The sequence below is a fragment of the Streptomyces sp. NPDC002935 genome (assembly GCF_040611295.1).
Classification (GTDB): Bacteria; Actinomycetota; Actinomycetes; order Streptomycetales; family Streptomycetaceae; genus Streptomyces.
In genome coordinates this window covers 40,968-60,368 of the sequence record NZ_JBEXNW010000029.1, presented here as the reverse complement: position 1 = coordinate 60,368, position 19,401 = coordinate 40,968, and the positions used below count along the sequence as shown (strand labels likewise).

Genomic DNA, 19,401 nt, shown 5'->3' with positions numbered 1-19,401 from the left:
CACACTGCTGCCATGACTGACCGCGAGTCGCTTGACGTTCTGGTGGTGGGCGCCGGGCCGACCGGGTTGGCTCTTGCCGCTCAGCTGCAGAGGTACCGTCTCCGGTTCCGGATCATCGACCGGCACCTGGACCGTGCCCGGGAATCGCGTGCGCTGGCCATTCAGCCGAGAACCCTGGAAGCCCTCGCCCCCTTCGGGGTGACGGACGAGCTCGTCGCGCGCGGGAACCCGGCTGTACAGCTGCGGATGCATCTACCCGGTCGTACCGTGCGGCTGCCGTTGTTCGACGTCGGCGTCGCCGACACCCCGTACCCCTTCTTGCTCTTCCTCTCCCAGGCCGACACGGAGAGCGTGCTCGGCGCCCATCTCGCCGAGGCCGACACAGCCATCGAGCGGGGCACCGAGCTGCTGAAGCAGGCCCCCGAAGGCACTCACGTGGCCTGCGATCTGCGGCACCAGGACGGGCGCGAGGAGAGCGTGAGGGCGCGCTGTGTCGTCGGCTGCGACGGGGCGCACAGCACGGTCCGCGATCAGGCCGGGATCGGCTTCGGCGGCCACGCCTACCCGCAGACCTTTCTGCTCGCGGACCTGGAGGTCGACGGTCTGGAACACGGTGCGGCGCATGCCTACATGACCGACGCCGGGATGCTGTTCTTCTTCCCGCTGGGCTCACCGGCGACCTGGCGGATGCTCGCGATGCGACCACCAGGGGCCGCGGACATCCAAAGTCCAGTGAGCCTCGGGCAGTTGCAGGCGATCGTCGACCGCTACATCGGCGACCTGCTGCACCTGCGGGACCCGGTGTGGATGACCGACTTCAAGCTCCACAACCGTGGCGCCGAGAGGTACCGCGCGGGCCGCGTCTTCCTCGCCGGCGACGCCGCCCATATCCACAGCCCCGCAGGTGCCCAGGGTATGAACACCGGCATCCAGGATGCTCTCAATCTCGGCTGGAAGCTGGCCCTCGTCAGCCAGGGCGCCGCGCCGGAAGCCCTGTTGGACACGTACGAGAGTGAACGTGCCCCGGTCGGCCGGAACGTACTGCGCTTCACCGACCGCGCGTTCACCGTCGCGACCAGCCGTAACCCACTGATCGGGCTGGCTCGCACCCGTGTCGCCCCCCGGCTCGCACCGCTGGTTCTGCGCCTGCCCGGCGTGCGCGGCGCAGCCTTCCGCGCGCTCTCCCAACTGGGTATCCACTACCGCCGCAGTCCCGCCACGACCGAGGGCCCGCACCCGTCCAGGCGTGGCCCGCGGGCAGGTGACCGGCTCCCGGACAGCCCAGGGAGTCTGCACGCGATGACGGCTGCACCCGGATTCCACCTGCTCCTTTGCGGCCCTCGTGGCGAGTGGGCCACCAGCCAGGTCACTGCCGCCACCCGCGGCCGGGACGTGATCCACGTCCACTTCCTCGGTATGACCGGGCCTTGGCACGGCATCGCGCACGGTTTGGTGCGCCCCGATGGGTACATCGCCTACCGGGCGGCAGGGACGGACCTGACCGGACTCACCGGTTACCTGGATCGCTGGTTGCCGCGTCCCGAACCCAAGGCTTCATAGCCAAGCGGAAGCCGGTGGCCAGACTGTGCCGACCCGGATCCTTCGTGCCGTCGGCCGACACGACTATCTGGCGCACCGCTGCCCGCCAGGCTGCGCGAACTGAGCTGCCGCGCTCGGCGGGGCGGCGGTCAGGAGCGCAGGTCGAGCATGGCCGACATCGCGGCCACCACGGACGGGGCGACCTGGTAGTAGACCCAGGTGCCGCGCCGCTCCGAGGTCAGCAGACCGGCCTCGCGCAGCTTCTTCAGATGGTGGGAGACGGTCGGCTGTGAGACACCGACGTCCTGGATGTCACACACGCAAGCCTCGCCTCCCTCATGCGAGGCGACCCTGGAGAACAGCCGCAGCCGCACCGGGTCCGACAGCGCCTTGAACATGGCGGCCATCTTCTCCGCGTCGGCCTGGGACAGCTCGGCCGAGGTGATCGGCGGGCAGCACGGGACGACCGGTTCGGCCGCCAGGACCGGGAGCTCCACCATCTGGGAATTCGACATGTGTCTATGTTGACGCTCATCGATGCAAGTGGCAAGCTCCAGATATCGACAGACATCGATACACGTCGAAGCAAGGGATTCCTGCCGTGGTCACCTCGCTCCGCACCACCACCATCTCCGCCGCCGGCCCGGCCCGCTGAACGACCCCCTGCCCCGCCTGCCACCATCCCGCATTTGAGGAGACCTTCCGCCATGAGCGAGCAGCTTCCCGTCGTTGTCATCGGAGCCGGCCCGGCCGGCCTGGCGGCCGCGGCCCACCTTCTCGAGCGCGGCGTCGAGCCCCTGGTCCTGGAAACCGGGCCGACCGCGGCGGCCGCAGTGCGTGAGTGGGCCCATGTCAGGCTGTTCTCCCCTTGGAGCGAGGTCACTGACCCGGCTGCAGAAAAGCTCCTCGCGCCGACCGGCTGGACCAAGCCCGACGCGGCCACCTACCCCTCCGGCGGCGACTGGGCCGAGCAGTATCTGCAGCCCCTGGCCGACGTCCTGGGCGACCGCGTGCGCTACCACGCCACGGTGACCGGGGTGTCGCGCACCGGACGCGACCGCGTCGTCGACGCCGACCGTGAGAGTCGGCCCTTCGTCCTGCACTTCACCACCGCCGACGGTCGTGAGGAGCGCATCTTCGCCCGCGCCGTCATCGACGCCTCCGGTACCTGGACCACGCCCGGCCCGGCCGGGGCCGATGGTCTGCCCGCCCTCGGGGAAAGGGCCGTCGCCGGCCGCGTCGCCTACCGCGTCCCCGACCTCAAGGACCCGGCCGTCCGCTCTCGCTACGCCGGAAAGCGCACCGCCGTCATCGGCTCCGGCGCCTCCGCCTTCACCGCGCTGGCCACCCTCGCCGACGTCGCCAAGGACGAGCCGGGCACGCACGCGGTGTGGGTGCTGCGCCGTGGCATCGGCGGTTCCACGTTCGGCGGCGGGGAAGCCGACCAACTGCCCGCCCGCGGCGCCCTGGGGCTGGCCGCGAAGGCCGCGGTCGACAACGGCAACGCTGACGCGGTCACCGGTTTCCGCACCGAGGCGATCGAGCGGGCGGCCGACGGACGGTTGATCCTGGTCGGCGAGGACGGCCGACGCCTCGACCCGGTCGACGAGGTCATCGTGCTGACCGGCTTCCGCCCCGACCTGTCCTTCCTCTCCGAGATCCGCCTCCGCCTGGACGAGCGCCTGCAGGCGCCCATCGAACTGGCACCGCTCATCGACCCCAACCAGCACTCCTGCGGCACCGTCTACCCGCACGGACACCGCGAACTGTCCCACCCCGAGCAGGGCATCTACCTGGTCGGCATGAAGTCCTACGGCCGCGCCCCCACCTTCCTGGCCATGACCGGCTACGAGCAGGTCCGCTCCGTCACCGCCGCCATCGCCGGCGACCTCGAATCCGCCGACCGCGTCGAACTCACCCTCCCCGAAACAGGAGTGTGCGGAGGCGCAGGCCTCGACGACCCGGCAGCCGCACAGAGCGACGGCGGAGGCTGCTGCGCTCCGGCGCCGCAACTCGTACAGATCGGCATCGGCGCCCCCACCACGGCTGGCGTCACCGAGGACTCATCGTCCGGCGGCTGCTGAGCCTCGACCCCAGGTGCCCTCACCGCGCCCGCGGCGTCCGCCGGCTCCACCGGGGAGGGCCAGGCCACGGGCGCGTCGGGGGAGACGCGGCGGTGGCGGCGCTGTCAGTTGACACTCTTTCAAATACCGTCGCTCGAAAGGGCGTTGACTGTCGCACTCGGACAGCGAAAGGGCGCACGCACCCCTTTTTGCGGTGTAGTTTCTACCCGTCAGTAGGGGCTTGAGCAAGGGTGGGTGTGTGGCTGCCTCTCCGCAAACCGAAAAGTTCGCCGTCTGTCTTCGGAGGCTGAAGGATCGCAGTGGCCGGGGCTATGACCGCCTCGGCAAGGAGGCGGGTGTCAGTGGTTCCAGTCTGCATCGGTACTGCTCCGGCCTCAGTGTCCCGACGGACTACCGGGTGGTGCACTCCTTCGCCAAGGTGTGCGGCGCCAGTACGGAGGAGCTCCGTGAACTCCACCGGCTGTGGGCACTGGCGGACACCGACCGTGACGTACCGGCCGTGACCGCGGAGGATGTCCCGGAACAAGAACAGGAACCGGAACCGGAACCGGACGGACCTGCCGTGCCCGCGCAGGCGAGCCCCGGACCGGACGACGCCGTCCCGCAGGAGGTCACCCCCGACGAGGCCGAGAAGCCGCGGCGGTCCCGGGTGCCCGAGAAGCTGTCCTCCCGTTTCGCGGTGCTGGCCGCCGTGGTCGTGGTGGTGCTGGTGGCCGGGTTCGTGTGGATGCCCGCCGACGCCTCGTCGCCGGCCGACGACAGGCTGCTGTACTCCGCCGCGTGCAAGTCGGTGAGCATGGGACAGCATGACGAGTGCGTGCGCGAGGTCCAGAGACTGCTGGTGCGGGCCAAGGGCAGGCTCAGTGTCGACGGGGACTTCGGGCCGGAGACCCTGCGGAGGCTGACCGCGTTCCAGGTGCTGGCGGGTATGCCGGCGAACAACGTGGTCGATGGGCCCACCAAGGAGGCGCTCTACGCGCAGAAGGTGAGCATGTCGACCTGGTCACCGGAGAGGGTGGCGCAGCGGATCCGTGAGGTGTTCGTCGAGGATCCCCGTACCGCCGTGGCCATCGCCCACTGCGCGTCGTTCCTGGACCCGCTGTGGACGCTGCCCAACACCAACGGCAGCCGCAACTGGGGCGTGTTCCAGATCTCCGACGGCCGCCTGCGGGAGCTCGACGGCACACCGCTGCGGGCGTTCGACCCGGAGTGGAACATCCAGGCGGCTCACCGGCTGTGGAGCGCCCGGCACGATTTCCACGACTGGCCGTCCTGCGAGGCGGCGCTGAAGAACGCACCGAAGAGCTGAAGCCCGGAAGTTCCGGGTACCGCCGCCGCGGTACCCGGGACTTCCGGCTCGGGATCACCCGGGGCGGCGTCAGACCGTGCCGCTCTCCCACCACCAGTCACGGCCGAGGTCGGCCCTGCTGTCGACGTGCTGGTGGTCGACGGTGTACCGCTCCAGACCGGAGAACCCGCAGGTCTCCGCCTTCTGGTAGACGGTCTTGGTGGCCACGCCGGGCACATCGAGGTCGGCCGCGGTGCCGTACAGGTGCATGCTGTCGCTGGCTCCGCCGATGTCGGCGTTGTGCTCGATGCTGCGGAAGCCGGAGTTGACCGTGACCGGCTTGTCTCCCAGCTTCTTGCGCAGCGCCTCCAGCTTGTACATGCAGCGCCGGGCGTTCTCCTTCGCGGCCGCCGCGCTCACCTTGCCCCCGTTGAAGGTGCCGCTCGACTGGTCCACGAACTCGCTCCAGTTGAAGTGGGCCGTGGAGCCGTCCGACTGCTCCAGCGCGTTGAGCTTCGCCTGGGTGTTGGGACCGACGACGCCGTCGTCGTCGAGACCGTAGGCAGCCTGGAACCGCTTGACGGCCGCGGCCGTGCCGGGGCCGAAGTCGCCGTCGAGGCCGACCCGGGTGTGACTGGCGCTGTCGGCCGCCCAGCCCGCGACCCGGATCTGCAGCTCGGTCACGTCGGCGCCGCTGTCGCCCTGCTTGAGGGTGCGCGACCACGAATAGGCCTGCGCGACACCGGAGAACAGCAGCTGACCGAACGCGACGCCGGCGCCGACGGCGAGCGTGCCGCGCAGCATGCTGCGGCGGTCGAGGGGACGGCTGCCGACGGAGCGGGCGTCGGCGGAGCGGAAGAAGGAAGTCATCGTCGTCCTTTCGGAACGGTGGTGCGAAAAGGGTGCGGAAGGAGGTCAGTAGGCGAGCTGGAACGTCACGTTCTGCGCGTCGGTGTCATAGGCGTGGACGCGCAGGACGAAGTGGGTGCCGTCGTTGACGTCGGTCGCGACGGTGGCCCACGGGGTGCCGTGCGTGGAGTACTTGTTGTCGTGGTTGCACTTGGTGGTGTGGTCGACGAACACCACACAGGCGTCCAGGAACGCCCCCGGCACGTCCGTGCTGAGGAGCCGCATGTTGATGTCACCGCACCGCGAGGACGTGGTGAAGGTGCCGTACTCCTTGGCGGCCTCCTGGTAGTGGTACGTCAGGGTCTTGGCACCGCCGTAGCAGCTGATGGCGGCGGCCGAGGACTGCGCCGAGGCGGGCGCGACGCCCACGCCCAGCAGCGCGGTCGCGGTGAACAGAACCGAGGCGAACGCCCTGCTTCTGATCATGGTGGTCTCCGTTCGGGTGAGGGGTCGGAAGGCGATCTGGATGGTGGCGGAACTGCCTTTCAGGGGTACGCCGTTGGGCACCGTGACCCTGGTGCCGTCCGGGACGGACCGGTCGGTCATGGGGATGCTCCTCGGTACGGCCGGGATCACCGGTTGGCCAGCCGGTCCAGATCGGCCTGGGTGCCGTTGAACACGTCCCCGGTCGCCGGCGCCCGGACGCCCGGGAAGATCGCGGCGTCGGTGTACTGCCACATCGCCCAGGTCGTCGAGCCGTTCGGCAGCGGCGGCTGGGTGATCGACTGGCGGTAGTCCGCGAGTTGCAGCGGATACCGGGCGAAGGCGGTGGTCGTCCCCATGCAGTCGTCCAGGAAGGACTTCTGGGTGTAGATCATCGGGACGCGGCCGAAGGCGCTCTCCACCCGGTCGAGCCAGGCCTTGGCGTCGGCCACCGTGCCGTAGGTGGGACAGCGCCCGCTGCCGTCGTCCATGCGCTCCAGGTCGAAGATCGGCGGCAGGTCGCCCGCCCGCTTCCCCGTGTAGCCGGTCGCCCGCACGGCGGCGATGAACCGGTCGGCCTGGGCGGCACCCGTGTCGGCCGCCGTGCCCGTGTAGAAGTGGTACGGCGCCACGGCCAGCCCCGCCGCCCTGGCCCCCTCGAGGTCGGTGGCGAGGTATTCGTCGGTGACGTTCATGCCCCGGGTGGCCTTGACCGTCGCGAACTCGGCACCCGAGGCCCGTACGGCCTTCCAGTCGATCGGCGCCCCGCCGGGGTGCTGGTACTTGGCCGTGTCCAGGCCGTCGATCGGGTGACCGGCGGGGTGGGGCGGCGTGCAGTACGCGTTGCGGCTGGACCAGTCCACCAGCTTCGCCCAGGTGTTCGGGCCCACGGTGCCGTCGGCACTCAGGTTGGCGCAGTGCTGGAGCTCGATGACCCGGTCCTCGGTGCCGCCCCCGAAGTCGCCGTCGATGGTCAGCGGCGGATAGTGGAACGGCTCCATGGCCAGGTTCAGCCGGCACTGCACCTCCTTGACCTCATCGCTCTTCGCGCCCTTCTTGAGGGTCGGGCGCGCGTCGGTGTGGCCGCACACGGTCGCCTGCGCCGTGCCCGCCGTGCCCTGGTTCGCGCAGGTGTGCGGCTGCGCGGCCCAGGAGTTCAGCGCTGTCCAGGTCTGCGGACCGAGCACACCGTCCGCGCTCAGTCCGGCGCACCGCTGGAACTCCTTGACCCGCGTCTCCGTCGCCGATCCGAACGAGCCGTCCGCCGCGATCGGCGTGTACCGGCTCGGCTTCGTCGCCAGGTCGAGTTCGCACTGCGCCTCGACCGTCGCGTCCCCCGTCGATCCCTGTTGCAGCGTGGGCTGCGCGCTGGTGTGCCCGCAGACCGCGATCGCGGCGGCCGTGGCAGGCGCCGCCTGCACCGCCGCGGGCCCGCACAGGGGCAGGACCGCTGCCACGGCGAGGGTCAGACCCCGCAGAAGCGTCCTTCGTCCCATCTGGTGTTCCCCCTCTGATGAGTGGCCGGGAACCCCCGGCCGCTGGTCATCCTGGCAGCGGGTGATCCGAGACAGATCCTCTTGCGCCGGATCGGGACGCTGGGACAGTCGCACGCCTGTGACCTGCGGAGATGCGTCACCGCTGGGATGCAAATGGGATACGGACGGCGGAGCTGAAGCGCGATGAGGAGGCCGACGGGCGCACGAATGTGCGGCGGGAGAGGGGGGTGCGCGCTGTCGGTACGGGAGCGGCCCCCGTACCGAACTCCAAGGGACCCGTGATCCGCCGGGTGCGGGTTCGCGTCCTTTCCTGGGTGTGGTCGCGGCTTGACCGGTCCCCCGTTCGGACGCGGCAACAGGCATATGCCAGTGGCGGCGAGTAGTTTGCGGCTTATGGGGGGTCGATCCTCCCGTTCGATCTTCGCTCGAACGTTCGAGCAGGGGGTGTTCGCTCCCCCCCACTCCACCTCGACACTCACAGGAGCCACCATGCCCATGCTGCTGATCAAGGGTTCGTTCACCCTGAAGGACACGGCGCCCGACGGAGACACCGTCCACTTCATCGCCGACAACACCGAAGAATGGCAACTCGTCGGGGGCAAGAACCCCGTGCAGCTCACCCCGGCAGACCACGCGAAACTGCGCCTGGAAGGCATCGACGCACTCGAGACGCACTACCACGGGGCCCACCAGCCGCTGCCGCAGGCCCATGCCGCGGCGAACGAGCTCGTCGAATGGCTCGGCTTCACCGATGTGCAGCGCGACCCGGACGAAAGCGTCACCGCGTCGACTCCCGCCACCACACCCGGCTTCGTCCTCACCCGCGGTGCCGACGTCTACGGCCGTGTGATCGCCCTGGTCGGCAAGGGCACCCCTCCCGGAACCAGCGGCACGGAGATCACCGTCGACGCGGCTCTCCTGAAGAAGACGGCCAACCACCACATGGTCTCCGAAGGACTGGCCTTCCCGACCTTCTACCGCAGCCTCTTCAAGGACCTCCGCCTCGAACTGACCGCGGCGGCGCAGCAGGCCGAGGCGGCCGGCAAGGGCGTATGGCCCGACGACGTCTCGCTCTCCGGAGTGAAGGTCACCGGGCTGTCGTCCATCGAGAACGACTCGGTGATCCTGCCCAAGCTGTTCCGGCGCCTGGTGGACTACTTGAAGCTCGGCATGCCGATCACCTGGTTCCCCGCGTATCTCGCCGGCCAGGAGGACCCGGTCACGGTCCTGTCCACCGGAAAGCGGTTCATGGGTCTGCACCACGTCATCGAAGTCAGCAACGGCGACCTGGTCCGCCTGTCGTACCCGGCCGCCGATCTGCTCTTCGACGAAGCCTGAACCCATGACGCACGCCGAGGCCTTCCCCGCCCTGTCCGATCACCTCACCGGCGAGACCTTCTTCGCCCCTCGTGATCTGAGGCGGTGGGGGAGTGTCATCGAGCCGTGCCTCCCGATTCCTCCGGGGAGTGCAGGTCGCGGGCGTCGAGGCGTCGCCCTTCGGTGTCGGCGACGACGAGATTCCAGGCCCTTCCGTCACCGTCGTCGCCGTCCCGCCAGCGCGTGAAGTCGCGGGCCAGGCGACGCGCGCCGGGCCCGTCGGTCCCGGCGGTGTACGTGGTGGCGAGCTCGACGTCGTACTCGTAGGCGTCGAGGTGGATCAGCGTGACCCGGGTGAGGTGGCGGGCGGAGTCGGCGGCCTCGTTCTTCCGTGCCCAGCTCCCGAAGCGGTGGAGCAGGTCCGCGTCAGGCTCGCGCCGGGAGACGGGGCCGCTCGGCGGGTGAGGGGTACCTCCGGTGCCCTGCTTGCAGCCCAGGATCCATGCTCCTCGGTCGAGGTCCACCACGGCCGTGGGCTTCGCGGTGAGGGAGCGGTGGATGCCTTTTATGGATCTCGGGTTGTTCGGCCGTGCCCAGTGGTCCGAGGTGAACCGAGCCGGTACACCGAGGGCAACGCGTCCGGCATCGGCGCCGAGCACCAACTCGTCGTACCTTTGGCGCCCCTTACGGCGAAGGCGTCTCCATCAGCTGAAGCTGTACGGAGGGAGCGGTCCGTCGAGCCGGAAGTCGAAGCCCTCGCCCATCTGGTGGGCGAGACTCAACTCCGTGGTGAGGAACAGCTCGTCCTGTTCGTCGCTCACGAGGAAAGCGACGCTGAGGAAGTCCGTTCCGCCGGGCTGAGTGGCGTCGACCTTCCGGGCGAACGGGCGGAGTGCCTCGATCACCCCTGTCGCCAGGGCTTCTTGACGGGCCCGTGTCTCGTGAGCGACCAACTCGCCCAGCCGCGGAGCCGCGTCGGGGTCCGCCGTGCCGGCGCGGATCTTGTCGTCGAGCCGCCGGGCCACGTCCGACGCCGAGAGGATCTCGCCCAGCAGCATCTCCTCGTCCTGCGACGCCTTGAGGCGGTACTCGGCGCAGCCCTCCAACTGGCGCAGCCGGTCGGCGTAGTCCTCCGCGCGCTCTTCCAGCGCGAGCCGGACCGCTTCGTCGTCCGGGGCGGTGCAGCCGAACCTCAGGGGCAGTACGGTCCCGTCCGCCATCAGGCGTCGCTGGACCTCCTGATGTGCGCCGATGTCCCCGTGTTCGGGGCGCAGTTCCTCCGGTGCGTCACTCACCACCGCGCAGAGGGGACCAGCGGTCACCGTGCGCAGCCGGGAGGGCGATGCTCCTACTCCGTCGAGACCGTCGAGGCGTAGCGGATGGTCCTTCGACGTGATCGAGTAGATGTAAACGCCCATGGCTCATTTCTCCGCGTGAGACGCGCTTCTCTCCCGCCGGGAGGAGCGTCACACCGCACTCGCATTCAAAAGTGCAATACCATTATATAAGGGTACTTGACCCATGCGGTATGGATGAGCTGCAGTGCGGCGAGAGCCGCTGGGCCCTCGGATCTAGGTCTCGTCCTCCATGCGGATCACCTTCCTCAGATCCTCGTGTGCCCTGCCGGGTGCGCCTTCCCGCGCTTCCAGCAGCGCCGCGGCGATGGCGTCCAGCTTGCGCTGGATGGCACGCTCGGAGCGAAGTTCGGAGTTCTTCAACAGAGCCAGGAGCAGCAGCGTCACCGCGGTCATCGCGTCACCGGCGAGAAGGAGCCACTCGCCGGCGAGACCTGCGATGTGCACCGCGACGGTGAGTGAGACCAGCCCCACGCAGAACGCGAAGAAGGCCGGTGAGCTGGTGAACCTCGACGCCGATTCGGCGAACCGCTCGAAGCCGCCGCGTTCGTCACCACCGCGGTCGGCGGGATGCTGAAGAGTCATGGTCAGTGCTTGGTCCACTGGCGCACGCGGGCCGTGGCCGACTCTGTCATCTCCTGTGCCTTGCCGCGCAGTTGTTCACGTCGCCCCGCTCTCTGCACCGAACTGTCGCCCAGCGCCTTTCCGACGGACTCCTTCACCTTGCCCTTGATCTGTTTCGCCTTCGCGTTGCCCTTGAACTTCATCGTTGCCGTCCTCTCAGGGCGCCCCGTGCCGCGACATGGCCGGCTACCGCCCTCTTTCTCACCGTGTGGCCTCGTGGACGGCACCGCAAACCGGCGTGTTCGTCCGCGACCGGCACCTCATGGCGTACGGCCGGGTTTCTCCGCGCCACCGAGGGGGACCCAATGTGGACAGCCCGGAGTCGCAGGGAACCCGGTCCCGACCGGGATCGCACACACCAGGCACCGGGGCAGCGGACAGAAGGAAGATGAAGTGCCGTGACCGCGGACATCAGCATCAGGACCACCACGCGAACCGAAACGGGTTGGGCGAAGGCACGCCGTCCGCGGAAGAGCGGTCCGCGGACCTGTGTTCCGGCGACGGCCGACCGAGCGGCACGCCAGGACCGGTCCGGCCCCGAGTGGAACATCGTCAGGGGCGAGGACTGACCGTCCGTCAGCCCGCATCCGTGTGAGTTCGGAGGCTCGGTCCGTGCGGACGCGAAGAGTCGATCCGTACGCGTGCGAGAAACGATCCGTGCGAGTTCAAGGACTCTGCGCACCCCGGGTTCCGCGCACCCCGGGTTCCGCGCACCCCGGGTTCCGCGCACCGACCGCTAGGGACCGGTGTCCGTCTCGGAGCGCAGCCGGCGGACCACGTCCTCCGGGGGGCGGCGGACGTCCTCGTCCGGCAGCCGCTCGGGCACCTCGTCCGGAAGCAGGTGGACGGCGGCCTCCTCCCCGGACGAGGAGGTGGCACCGTCGATGCCGAGTTCCTCGGCGAGCATGTCGTGCTCGGCGTCCTGGTGGGCGCCCTCGTCGAGGGCTCCGGGCCGATCCGGGCGATCCGCCGCCACCTCGTCGTCCAGGGGCTCGTCGTCCTTGCCCTCCAGGTCGACCTCGCCCTCGACGTCGTCGGTATCGGGTTCCTCCAGCGCCGGATCCGTCCGCTCCTCGGCCAGCTTCTCGTCCAGGCTCTCCCCTTCGCGCTGCTCACGCGGCGTGGTACCCCGATGGTCCACGGCGAGCGGGCGCTCGGGCGGCGACCACCCTTCGTCGAAGGGATCCGAGCCCCGGTCCTCCAGGGTGTCCTCCGGGTCGAGGATGCCTTCGTCCTCGCGGACATCGGGGCCTTCCGACTGGTAGACCTGATCACCCATGACGTCGTCCTCGCTCTGGCTGCCCAAGATGTGCGCGACCCTCCGGACGGATCGAACTGTCATGGGCCCATGTATCCAGGCTCGCCCAGCCCATCCATTCCGGCACGCCGGAGCCGCGCGGGACCACGGAGAGTCACCGAGCGGTCGGGTGCCGAGCGGAATGTTCACGTTTGGCACCGGCGTGAGGGGTCACTCGACCCCTCGGCACCCGAAGTCGATCGTGATGAGGAAGTGAGCAGTCGTGGCTGGAGACCAGAAGGCCAAGGCCAAGATGGAACAGGCCAAGGGCAAGACGAAGGAAGCGGCCGGGCGCGCCGTGGGCAACGAGCGGATGATGGCCGAGGGCCGGGCCGAGAAGGCGAAGGGCGACGCGCGGCAGGCCAAGGAGAAGACGAAGGACGTCTTCAAGCACTGACAGTTCAGTGCGGGGCAGCCCGCGCTGCTGTCCGGCCGAGCCACGTGGGGCCCGTTCCTGTGAACGGGCCCCACGGCTCTGTGCGATCCGCTCTGTGTGAACCGCTCTGTGTGAACCGCTCAACCACTCTGTGTGAACGGCGCTGTGTGAACCGCCCGTGCGCACAGAGTCTGTGCGCACGGCTCCGCGCCGCAAGGTCGGCCCCGAAGCCCGCTGCCCGGGCCGAACCACATGGTGAGGCCCGGCCCCGCTGCCCCCGGAGCGAGCCGGACACGATGTCGTGTTGCCGGATGCCGGCACGGGCCGAAGATGGTGGGGGAGCGGCGGAGAGGAGCCCCCGGCGTGGGAGCGGACACGCAGGCAGAGGGACGCGGGGACAGTACGCCAGGGGCGGCCGAGGGAGCCGATCCGCGGCGGTGGCGCGCCCTGTGGGTCTCCCTGGCGGCCGGGTTCATGAGTCTGCTCGACGTCACCATCGTCGCGGTGGCCCTGCCGTCCATGCAGCGGGAACTGCACGCCTCCGCCCCGTCGATCCAATGGGTCGTCTCCGGCTACGCCCTCACCTTCGCGCTGGTTCTCGTGACGGCGGGACGCCTGGGCGACGCGATCGGCCGACGGCGGATCTTCCTGCTCGCGCTCGCCGCCTTCGTCCTGTGCAGCGCCGCGGCGGGCGCCGCCCCGACCATCACGCTCCTCATCGTGGCCCGGCTGGCGCAGGGTGTGGCCGCCGGCTGCCTCGCACCTCAGAACTCCGCCCTCATCCAGCAGATGTTCCGGGGAGCCGAGCGCGGGCGGGCCTTCGGGCTCTTCGGCGCCACCGTCGGCATCTCCAGCGCGGTGGGCCCCGTCGTCGGCGGACTGATCCTGAGGCTCGCCGACGGGCCCCAGGGCTGGCGCTGGATCTTCTATGTGAACGTGCCGGTCGGAGCCGTCGCCTTCCTGCTGGGCCTGCGCCTGCTGCCCAAGGTCGCTCCGGGCCGTCGGGAGCGACTCGACCTGCGGGGCGTTCTGCTCCTCGGCTGCGGCGTTCTCGCGATGATGCTTCCGCTGATCCTCGCGGAGTCCGGTGGTGTATTGAGGTTGTGGTGGCTCTTCCTCGTGGGCCTGGCCCTCCTCGCGGCGTTCGCGCGGTGGGAGCGGCGCCTGGCGGCGGGCGGCGGCCAGCCGCTTCTGCATCCTCGCCTGGTGACGAGCACGCGAGGGTACGCGGCCGGAGCGGTGATCGCCGCCCTGTACTTCGTGGGGTTCAGCGGTGTGTGGTTGGTGTTCGCCCTCTACTACCAGAACGGTCAGGGCTACTCCCCGCTGCGTTCGGGGCTCGCGGTGACCCCCTTCGCCATCGGTTCGGCCGCTGCCGCCGTGGTGGCCGGGCGGCTGGTGGAGCGGCTCGGCCGGCTCCTGACCGTCTGCGGCCTCGCCGCCGTGGTCCTCGGCCTGGGTGGAGCCGTGCTGATCCTGCTTCTCGCTCCCGTGGACAGCGCGGTGTGGTTCGCGGCTCCCGCCCTGTTCGTCGGCGGTCTGGGCGGTGGCTGCGTCATCTCGCCCAATGTCACGATGACGCTGCGGGACGTGCCGGTGCGGATGGCGGGAGCGGCCGGGGGCGCGTTGCAGACGGCCCAACGGCTGGGCGGCGCCGTCGGCACGGCCGCACTGCCGGGGCTGTTCTACGTAGTGCTCGGCACCGGCCGTCACGACTACCGCTCCGCCGTGGCGATCGCCGTCGGCTCCGGGATTCTGCCCATCCTCGGCGCCCTCGGCCTCGCCGTTCACGACTGGCTGCGCGACCGCAAGCCCCAGCCTTCACCCTGCCCACCCGAACTGTCCCACGGCCACACACACGCGAGTCAGCTCTGAGGGCCGAGCATCGGACGGGCCGAGGCTGAGCGGCCGAGCCCACGAAAGGCCGAGCCCGAGAGGGCGGCCGGGCATCCCGGGGGCGAGCGCCGAGGGCCCACTTCTCCGCCAGGGTGCGTCCGGACCTCCGGCTGTACGAGTCGGCGGTGGCAGCCGCGTTCACAGCCACCTCACAGCGGCCGAAACGACCTCGCGCGGGTGATGAACTCGCCGTGGACAATGGCCAGTTCAAGCCGATGTTTTGTCGGCTCCATGACAAGACCATCGGGGAGATGTCACTCTGCTGTCGAACGTTCACGCTTCGTTCACACCTCCCGCGCTCCTGATCCCCCGCCCCGTCAGTGCCCCGCGCCCCTGATTCCCCGCCCCGCCAGAGCCCCCGCGCCCCTGATTGCCCCCGTCAGTGTGCCCCCGCACCCTCACGATCCACGCGCCGCCGAGTCCGCGAGCGCCGTCGTGCGGCACTTCGTGCGGCGCTCCTTCCCGCCCAGCCTTCCGGACCGGCCGCACCCTGCCGTTCCGGTCGCCCGGGCCTCCCCCCGGGCCAACCCCCCGCAGAAGGAGATCACCTTGAACCGGCAACACGGTTCCGCCCGTCGGCGCAGACGCGCCGCTGCCCTCGCTCTCACCACCGCGACCTCGTTACTGGTCCTCGCCGTCCAGCCGGGCACCGCATCCGCCGCTCCCGCCGACCCCGTTCCGGCCAAGACCGTCGCCAAGCCCCGAGCCGGCGCGGCCCAGGTCCCGTTGTCGCCCGCCAGGCGCACCGCCCTCGTCAAGAGCGCCGGAGCCGCGGTGGGTGCCACCGCGAAGCGACTCGGCCTCGGAGCGCGGGAGAAACTCGTCGTCAAGGACGTCGCGCAGGACGTGGACGGTACGACCCACACGCGGTACGAGCGCACCTACGCGGGACTCCCGGTACTCGGCGGCGACCTGGTCGTGCACCTGAAGGACGGCCGGAGCACCGTGTCCGAGGCCAGTCGGGCCGCCATCGCGGTGGCGAGCACCAAGCCGAGGATCGCCGCCGCCGACGCCGCGGCGAAGGCCCTCGCGGTGGGCAGGAAGGCGGCCGTCGAGCGATCCGCGGTCGACGGGGCGCCCCGGCTCGTCGTCTGGGCCGCGGGAACCCGCCCGGTCCTGGCCTGGGAGTCGGTGATCGAGGGCTTCCAGCCCGACGGCACACCGAGCGAGCTGCACGTCGTCACCGACGCGGCCTCCGGCAAGGTCGCCTCCCGGTACGAGGGTGTGGACACCGGCTCGGGCACGGGCCAGTACAGCGGCACGGTGCCGCTCTCCACCACGCCGTCCGGCTCGTCGTACCAACTGGTCGACGGGGACCGCGCGGGCCACCGCACCTACGACCTCAACCAGGGAACCTCCGGCACCGGGACCCTCTTTACGGATGACAACGATGTCTGGGGCGACGGCACCCAGAGCGACCGGCAGACCGCCGGCGTCGATGTCGCCTACGGCGCGGCCGCGACCTGGGACTACTACAAGGACGTCTTCGGCCGCAACGGCATCCGCAACGACGGCGTGGCCGCCTACAGCCGGGCCCACTACGGCAACAGCTACGTCAACGCCTTCTGGTCCGACAGCTGCTTCTGCATGACCTACGGCGACGGCGCGAGCAACGCCAAGCCGCTGACGGCGCTGGACGTGGCGGCGCACGAGATGAGCCACGGCGTCACCAGCGCCACCGCCAACCTGACGTACTCGGGAGAGTCCGGCGGCCTCAACGAAGCGACGTCGGACATCTTCGCCGCGGCGGTGGAGTTCCACTCCGATCTCGCGGCCGACGTCCCCGACTACCTGGTCGGCGAGAAGATCGACATCCGCGGCAACGGCACGCCGCTGCGCTACATGGACAAGCCCTCCAAGGACGGTTCCTCCCGCGACTACTGGGACTCCTCCCTGGGCAGCATCGACGTCCACTACTCCTCGGGGCCGGCGAACCACTTCTTCTACCTGCTCTCCGAGGGGAGCGGCCCGAAGACCGTCAACGGTGTGTCGTACGACAGCCCGACCCATGACGGCCTGGTCGTGACGGGCATCGGCATCGAGAACGCCTCGCGGATCTGGTACCGCGCGCTGACGACGTACATGACGTCGACGACCAACTACGCCGGTGCCAGGGTGGCGACCCTCCAGGCCGCGGCCGATCTCTTCGGGGCCTACAGCCCCACCTATCTCGCCGTCGCCGACGCCTGGGCGGGCATCAACGTGGGCGACCGCATCGCCCTGGGTGTCAACATCGCCCCGGTCGCCGACCAGACCTCCGGGGTCGGCCAGGAAGTGTCCCTCCAGGTGAACGCGTACACCACCAACGCCGACGCGAGCCTGACCTACGCGGCCACCGGCCTGCCGGACGGCCTGGCCATCAGCGACACCGGCCTGATCTCCGGGGTCCCGACCACCACCGGGGTCAGCGACACCACGGTCACGGTGACCGACAGCACCGGGGCGGCCGTGTCGGTCAGCTTCCATTGGCGGGTCGCGTACGTCTACGCCAACAGCACCCGCGTCGACATCCCCGACGTCGGCCCGGCGGTCGAGTCGCCCATCATCATCACGGGCCGGACCGGCAACGCCTCGGCCACCACCGAGGTCTACGTCAACATCGTCCACACCTACCGGGGTGATCTGACGGTCGATCTGGTCGGTCCCGACGGAACCGCGTACGCGCTGCTGAACCGCAGCGGGGGTTCGGCCGACAACGTGGACCAGACGTTCACGGTGGACGTCTCGGCACAGCCGGTCGACGGCACCTGGAAGCTGCGGGTCCGTGACCTGGCCTCGATCGACGTGGGCTACATCCAGCAATGGCGGATCACGCCCTGACCCAGATGTGAGCCAGATGTGAGCCAGGTCTGACCCGTGCCCGTCCGGGCCGCCGCTGCGGTCCGGACGGGCACGCTGTTCGCGCGGAGCGTTCGCGCGCGTTCCGCCGTGCCGGTGTCCTGGCGACAGGCGTCCCCCGGATGCTCGACGATGGAGGGGACAGCACGTGGCGGTGCGGCGCGTCCACCTCTTCGGGGTGCCGGACCGGCTCGTTCGCGCCGCCGGGCGGCCGAAGTTCGCGGGAGAGCGGGATGGACTACTACGACCTCGGCACCCACAGCCGCCCCGTGACGACCTCCTCCGCCGAGGCCCAACTGTGGTTCGACCGCGGGCTGGTCTGGTCGTACGCCTTCCACCACGAAGAAGCCGTCACCTGTTTCGAGGCCGCCGCGGCGGCCGATCCCGACTGCGCCATGGCGTACTGGGGCATCGCCTACGCCCTGGGACCGAACTACAACAAGCCCTGGGAGTTCTTCGACGGCGAGGATCTGGCCCGGACGGTCGAGCGCACGCACACCGCGGTACGGCTCGCGGGCGAGAAGGCGGGCGCCGCGACCCCGGTCGAACAGGCCCTGATCGGTGCGCTCGGATCCCGCTACCCGCGGGCGGAGCCGGTCGAGGACTGCTCGGTGTGGAACGCGCCCTACGCGGACAGCATGCGCACCGCCTACGACCTCGCCCCCGACGACCTCGACGTCGCCGCCCTGTACGCCGACGCTCTGATGAACCTCACTCCATGGCGCCTGTGGGACCTACGCTCCGGTGAACCGGCCGAGGGTGCCCGGACGCCGGAAGCCAGGGCCGTCCTGGAGCGGGCGCTCGCGACGGAGGCGGGGGAGCGGCACCCCGGGGTCCTGCACCTGTACATCCACCTGATGGAGATGTCTCCCGCGCCCGAGACCGCCCTGCCCGTCGCGGACCGGCTGCGCGGCCTGGTGCCCGACGCCGGCCATCTCCAGCACATGCCCACGCATCTGGACGTGCTGTGCGGCGACTACCGGCGGGTGGTGGCGGACAACACTGACGCGATCGTCGCCGACGAGAAGGTCCGCGCGCGGGCCGGCGCGATGAACTTCTACACCCTGTACCGGTCGCACGATTTCCACTTCAAGATCTACGGGGCCATGTTCCTCGGCCAGGCGAAGACCGCTCTGGAGACCGCCGCGCACCTCGAAGCGTCCATCCCCGAGGAGCTGTTGCGGGTGCAGAGTCCGCCCATGGCGGACTGGCTGGAGAGCTTCCTCGCGATGCGGGTCCATGTGCTGATCCGGTTCGGCCGCTGGGCCGACATCCTGCGACTGCCGCTGCCCGCCGACCCGCGGCTGTACTGCGTGACGACCGCGATGCTCCACTACGCCCGCGGTGTCGCCCTCTCCGCCACCGGCCGGACCGCCGAGGCCGAGGCGGAGCGCGAACGGTTCCGCGCGGCGGTGTCCCGGGTCCCGGAGACCCGCATGCTGTTCAACAACACCTGCGCCGACATCCTCACGATCGCGTCGGCGATGCTGGACGGAGAGCTGGAGTACCGCAAGGGCAACCACGACGAGGCCTTCGCCGCGCTGGAGCGGTCGATCGCGCTGGACGACGGTCTTCCCTACGACGAGCCGTGGGGATGGATGCAGCCCACCCGGCACGCCTACGGGGCACTGCTCCTGGAACAGGGGCGGGTGCCGGAGGCGGAGGCCGTCTACCGTGCCGACCTCGGACTCGACGACACGCTGCCGCGGGCCGCGCAGCACCCCGGCAACGTCTGGGCCCTGCACGGTTTCCACGAGTGCCTGGTCCGGCTCGGCAAGGTGGGGGAGGCGCAGATCGTCGGCCAGCAGCTGAAGATCGCGCTCGCGTCGGCGGACGTACGGATCGAGGCCTCCTGCTACTGCCGTCTCGCCTCCGCCGCCGATCCCGCCGATCCCGTCGAACGGGACTGCTGCTGACGGAATGTTGCTGATCAGCCATCGCTGACTGAGCGTCAAGAAT

At 70.0% G+C, this 19,401-nt stretch carries 17 protein-coding genes; 8 read left to right on the top strand and 9 right to left on the bottom strand.

Annotation, left to right across the window (positions count from 1 at the left end; all coding sequences use genetic code 11):
- Positions 1 to 12: 12 nt before the first annotated feature.
- Positions 13 to 1,560 (top strand): FAD-dependent monooxygenase, encoded by a 1,548-nt coding sequence (locus tag ABZX90_RS31610; protein ID WP_355210543.1) that lies wholly within the window; start codon positions 13 to 15, stop codon positions 1,558 to 1,560.
- A gap of 128 nt (positions 1,561 to 1,688) precedes the next feature.
- On the opposite strand, the gene ABZX90_RS31605 is transcribed toward ABZX90_RS31610, so the two are convergent.
- Positions 1,689 to 2,054 (bottom strand): metalloregulator ArsR/SmtB family transcription factor, encoded by a 366-nt coding sequence (locus ABZX90_RS31605; RefSeq protein ID WP_355210540.1) that lies wholly within the window; start codon positions 2,052 to 2,054, stop codon positions 1,689 to 1,691.
- Positions 2,055 to 2,228: 174 nt separating this feature from the next.
- Between ABZX90_RS31605 and ABZX90_RS31600 the strand changes: the two genes are divergently transcribed.
- Together ABZX90_RS31600 and ABZX90_RS31595 are read left to right on the top strand one after the other, a co-directional pair.
- Positions 2,229 to 3,623 (top strand): NAD(P)-binding domain-containing protein, encoded by a 1,395-nt coding sequence (locus tag ABZX90_RS31600; RefSeq protein ID WP_355210537.1) that lies wholly within the window; start codon positions 2,229 to 2,231, stop codon positions 3,621 to 3,623.
- Positions 3,624 to 3,861: 238 nt separating this feature from the next.
- Positions 3,862 to 4,932, top strand: a complete 1,071-nt coding sequence (locus ABZX90_RS31595) for a helix-turn-helix domain-containing protein (protein ID WP_355210534.1) — start codon at positions 3,862 to 3,864, stop codon at positions 4,930 to 4,932.
- Positions 4,933 to 5,001: 69 nt separating this feature from the next.
- Here ABZX90_RS31595 and ABZX90_RS31590 read toward each other — a convergent pair whose 3' ends face one another.
- From ABZX90_RS31590 to ABZX90_RS31580, 3 genes are read right to left on the bottom strand one after another with little or no spacing between them, the layout of a single operon-like run.
- Positions 5,002 to 5,781 (bottom strand): D-Ala-D-Ala carboxypeptidase family metallohydrolase, encoded by a 780-nt coding sequence (locus tag ABZX90_RS31590; protein WP_351131121.1) that lies wholly within the window; start codon positions 5,779 to 5,781, stop codon positions 5,002 to 5,004.
- 45 nt (positions 5,782 to 5,826) lie between these two features.
- Positions 5,827 to 6,366, bottom strand: coding sequence for a hypothetical protein (locus tag ABZX90_RS31585; RefSeq protein ID WP_355210531.1), 540 nt, complete (start codon positions 6,364 to 6,366; stop codon positions 5,827 to 5,829).
- A 26-nt stretch (positions 6,367 to 6,392) separates the two neighbouring features.
- Positions 6,393 to 7,739 carry a GH25 family lysozyme gene (locus ABZX90_RS31580; protein ID WP_355210528.1) on the bottom strand — a complete coding sequence of 449 codons (1,347 nt, stop codon included), beginning with the start codon at positions 7,737 to 7,739 and terminating at the stop codon, positions 6,393 to 6,395.
- A gap of 489 nt (positions 7,740 to 8,228) precedes the next feature.
- On the opposite strand from ABZX90_RS31580, the gene ABZX90_RS31575 reads away from it, so the two are divergent.
- Complete coding sequence (locus ABZX90_RS31575) at positions 8,229 to 9,077, top strand: thermonuclease family protein (protein WP_351131108.1); 849 nt, start codon at positions 8,229 to 8,231, stop codon at positions 9,075 to 9,077.
- Positions 9,078 to 9,172: 95 nt separating this feature from the next.
- Here ABZX90_RS31575 and ABZX90_RS31570 read toward each other — a convergent pair whose 3' ends face one another.
- The 5 genes from ABZX90_RS31570 to ABZX90_RS31550 form a co-directional block, all read right to left on the bottom strand.
- Positions 9,173 to 9,715, bottom strand: a complete 543-nt coding sequence (locus ABZX90_RS31570) for a hypothetical protein (RefSeq protein WP_355210525.1) — start codon at positions 9,713 to 9,715, stop codon at positions 9,173 to 9,175.
- Positions 9,716 to 9,760: 45 nt separating this feature from the next.
- Positions 9,761 to 10,474, bottom strand: a complete 714-nt coding sequence (locus ABZX90_RS31565) for a GvpL/GvpF family gas vesicle protein (protein WP_351131107.1) — start codon at positions 10,472 to 10,474, stop codon at positions 9,761 to 9,763.
- A gap of 153 nt (positions 10,475 to 10,627) precedes the next feature.
- Complete coding sequence (locus tag ABZX90_RS31560) at positions 10,628 to 10,996, bottom strand: low affinity iron permease family protein (RefSeq protein WP_351131106.1); 369 nt, start codon at positions 10,994 to 10,996, stop codon at positions 10,628 to 10,630.
- Between the two features lie 2 nt (positions 10,997 to 10,998).
- On the bottom strand, positions 10,999 to 11,178 hold the full coding sequence (locus ABZX90_RS31555) for a CsbD family protein (protein ID WP_266764544.1): 180 nt from the start codon (positions 11,176 to 11,178) through the stop codon (positions 10,999 to 11,001).
- 593 nt (positions 11,179 to 11,771) lie between these two features.
- Positions 11,772 to 12,341 (bottom strand): DUF5709 domain-containing protein, encoded by a 570-nt coding sequence (locus ABZX90_RS31550; RefSeq protein WP_355210666.1) that lies wholly within the window; start codon positions 12,339 to 12,341, stop codon positions 11,772 to 11,774.
- Between the two features lie 214 nt (positions 12,342 to 12,555).
- Between ABZX90_RS31550 and ABZX90_RS31545 the strand changes: the two genes are divergently transcribed.
- The 4 genes from ABZX90_RS31545 to ABZX90_RS31530 all read left to right on the top strand — a co-directional run bounded on the left by ABZX90_RS31545 (position 12,556) and on the right by ABZX90_RS31530 (position 19,358).
- Positions 12,556 to 12,729, top strand: coding sequence for a CsbD family protein (locus ABZX90_RS31545; protein WP_351131103.1), 174 nt, complete (start codon positions 12,556 to 12,558; stop codon positions 12,727 to 12,729).
- A gap of 426 nt (positions 12,730 to 13,155) precedes the next feature.
- Entirely contained in the window at positions 13,156 to 14,583 is a 1,428-nt protein-coding gene (locus ABZX90_RS31540) for an MFS transporter (protein ID WP_355210663.1), read from the top strand.
- A 570-nt stretch (positions 14,584 to 15,153) separates the two neighbouring features.
- Positions 15,154 to 17,424 carry a M4 family metallopeptidase gene (locus ABZX90_RS31535; protein WP_355210519.1) on the top strand — a complete coding sequence of 757 codons (2,271 nt, stop codon included), beginning with the start codon at positions 15,154 to 15,156 and terminating at the stop codon, positions 17,422 to 17,424.
- A 251-nt stretch (positions 17,425 to 17,675) separates the two neighbouring features.
- Positions 17,676 to 19,358, top strand: a complete 1,683-nt coding sequence (locus tag ABZX90_RS31530) for a hypothetical protein (protein ID WP_355210516.1) — start codon at positions 17,676 to 17,678, stop codon at positions 19,356 to 19,358.
- Positions 19,359 to 19,401: the final 43 nt, after the last annotated feature.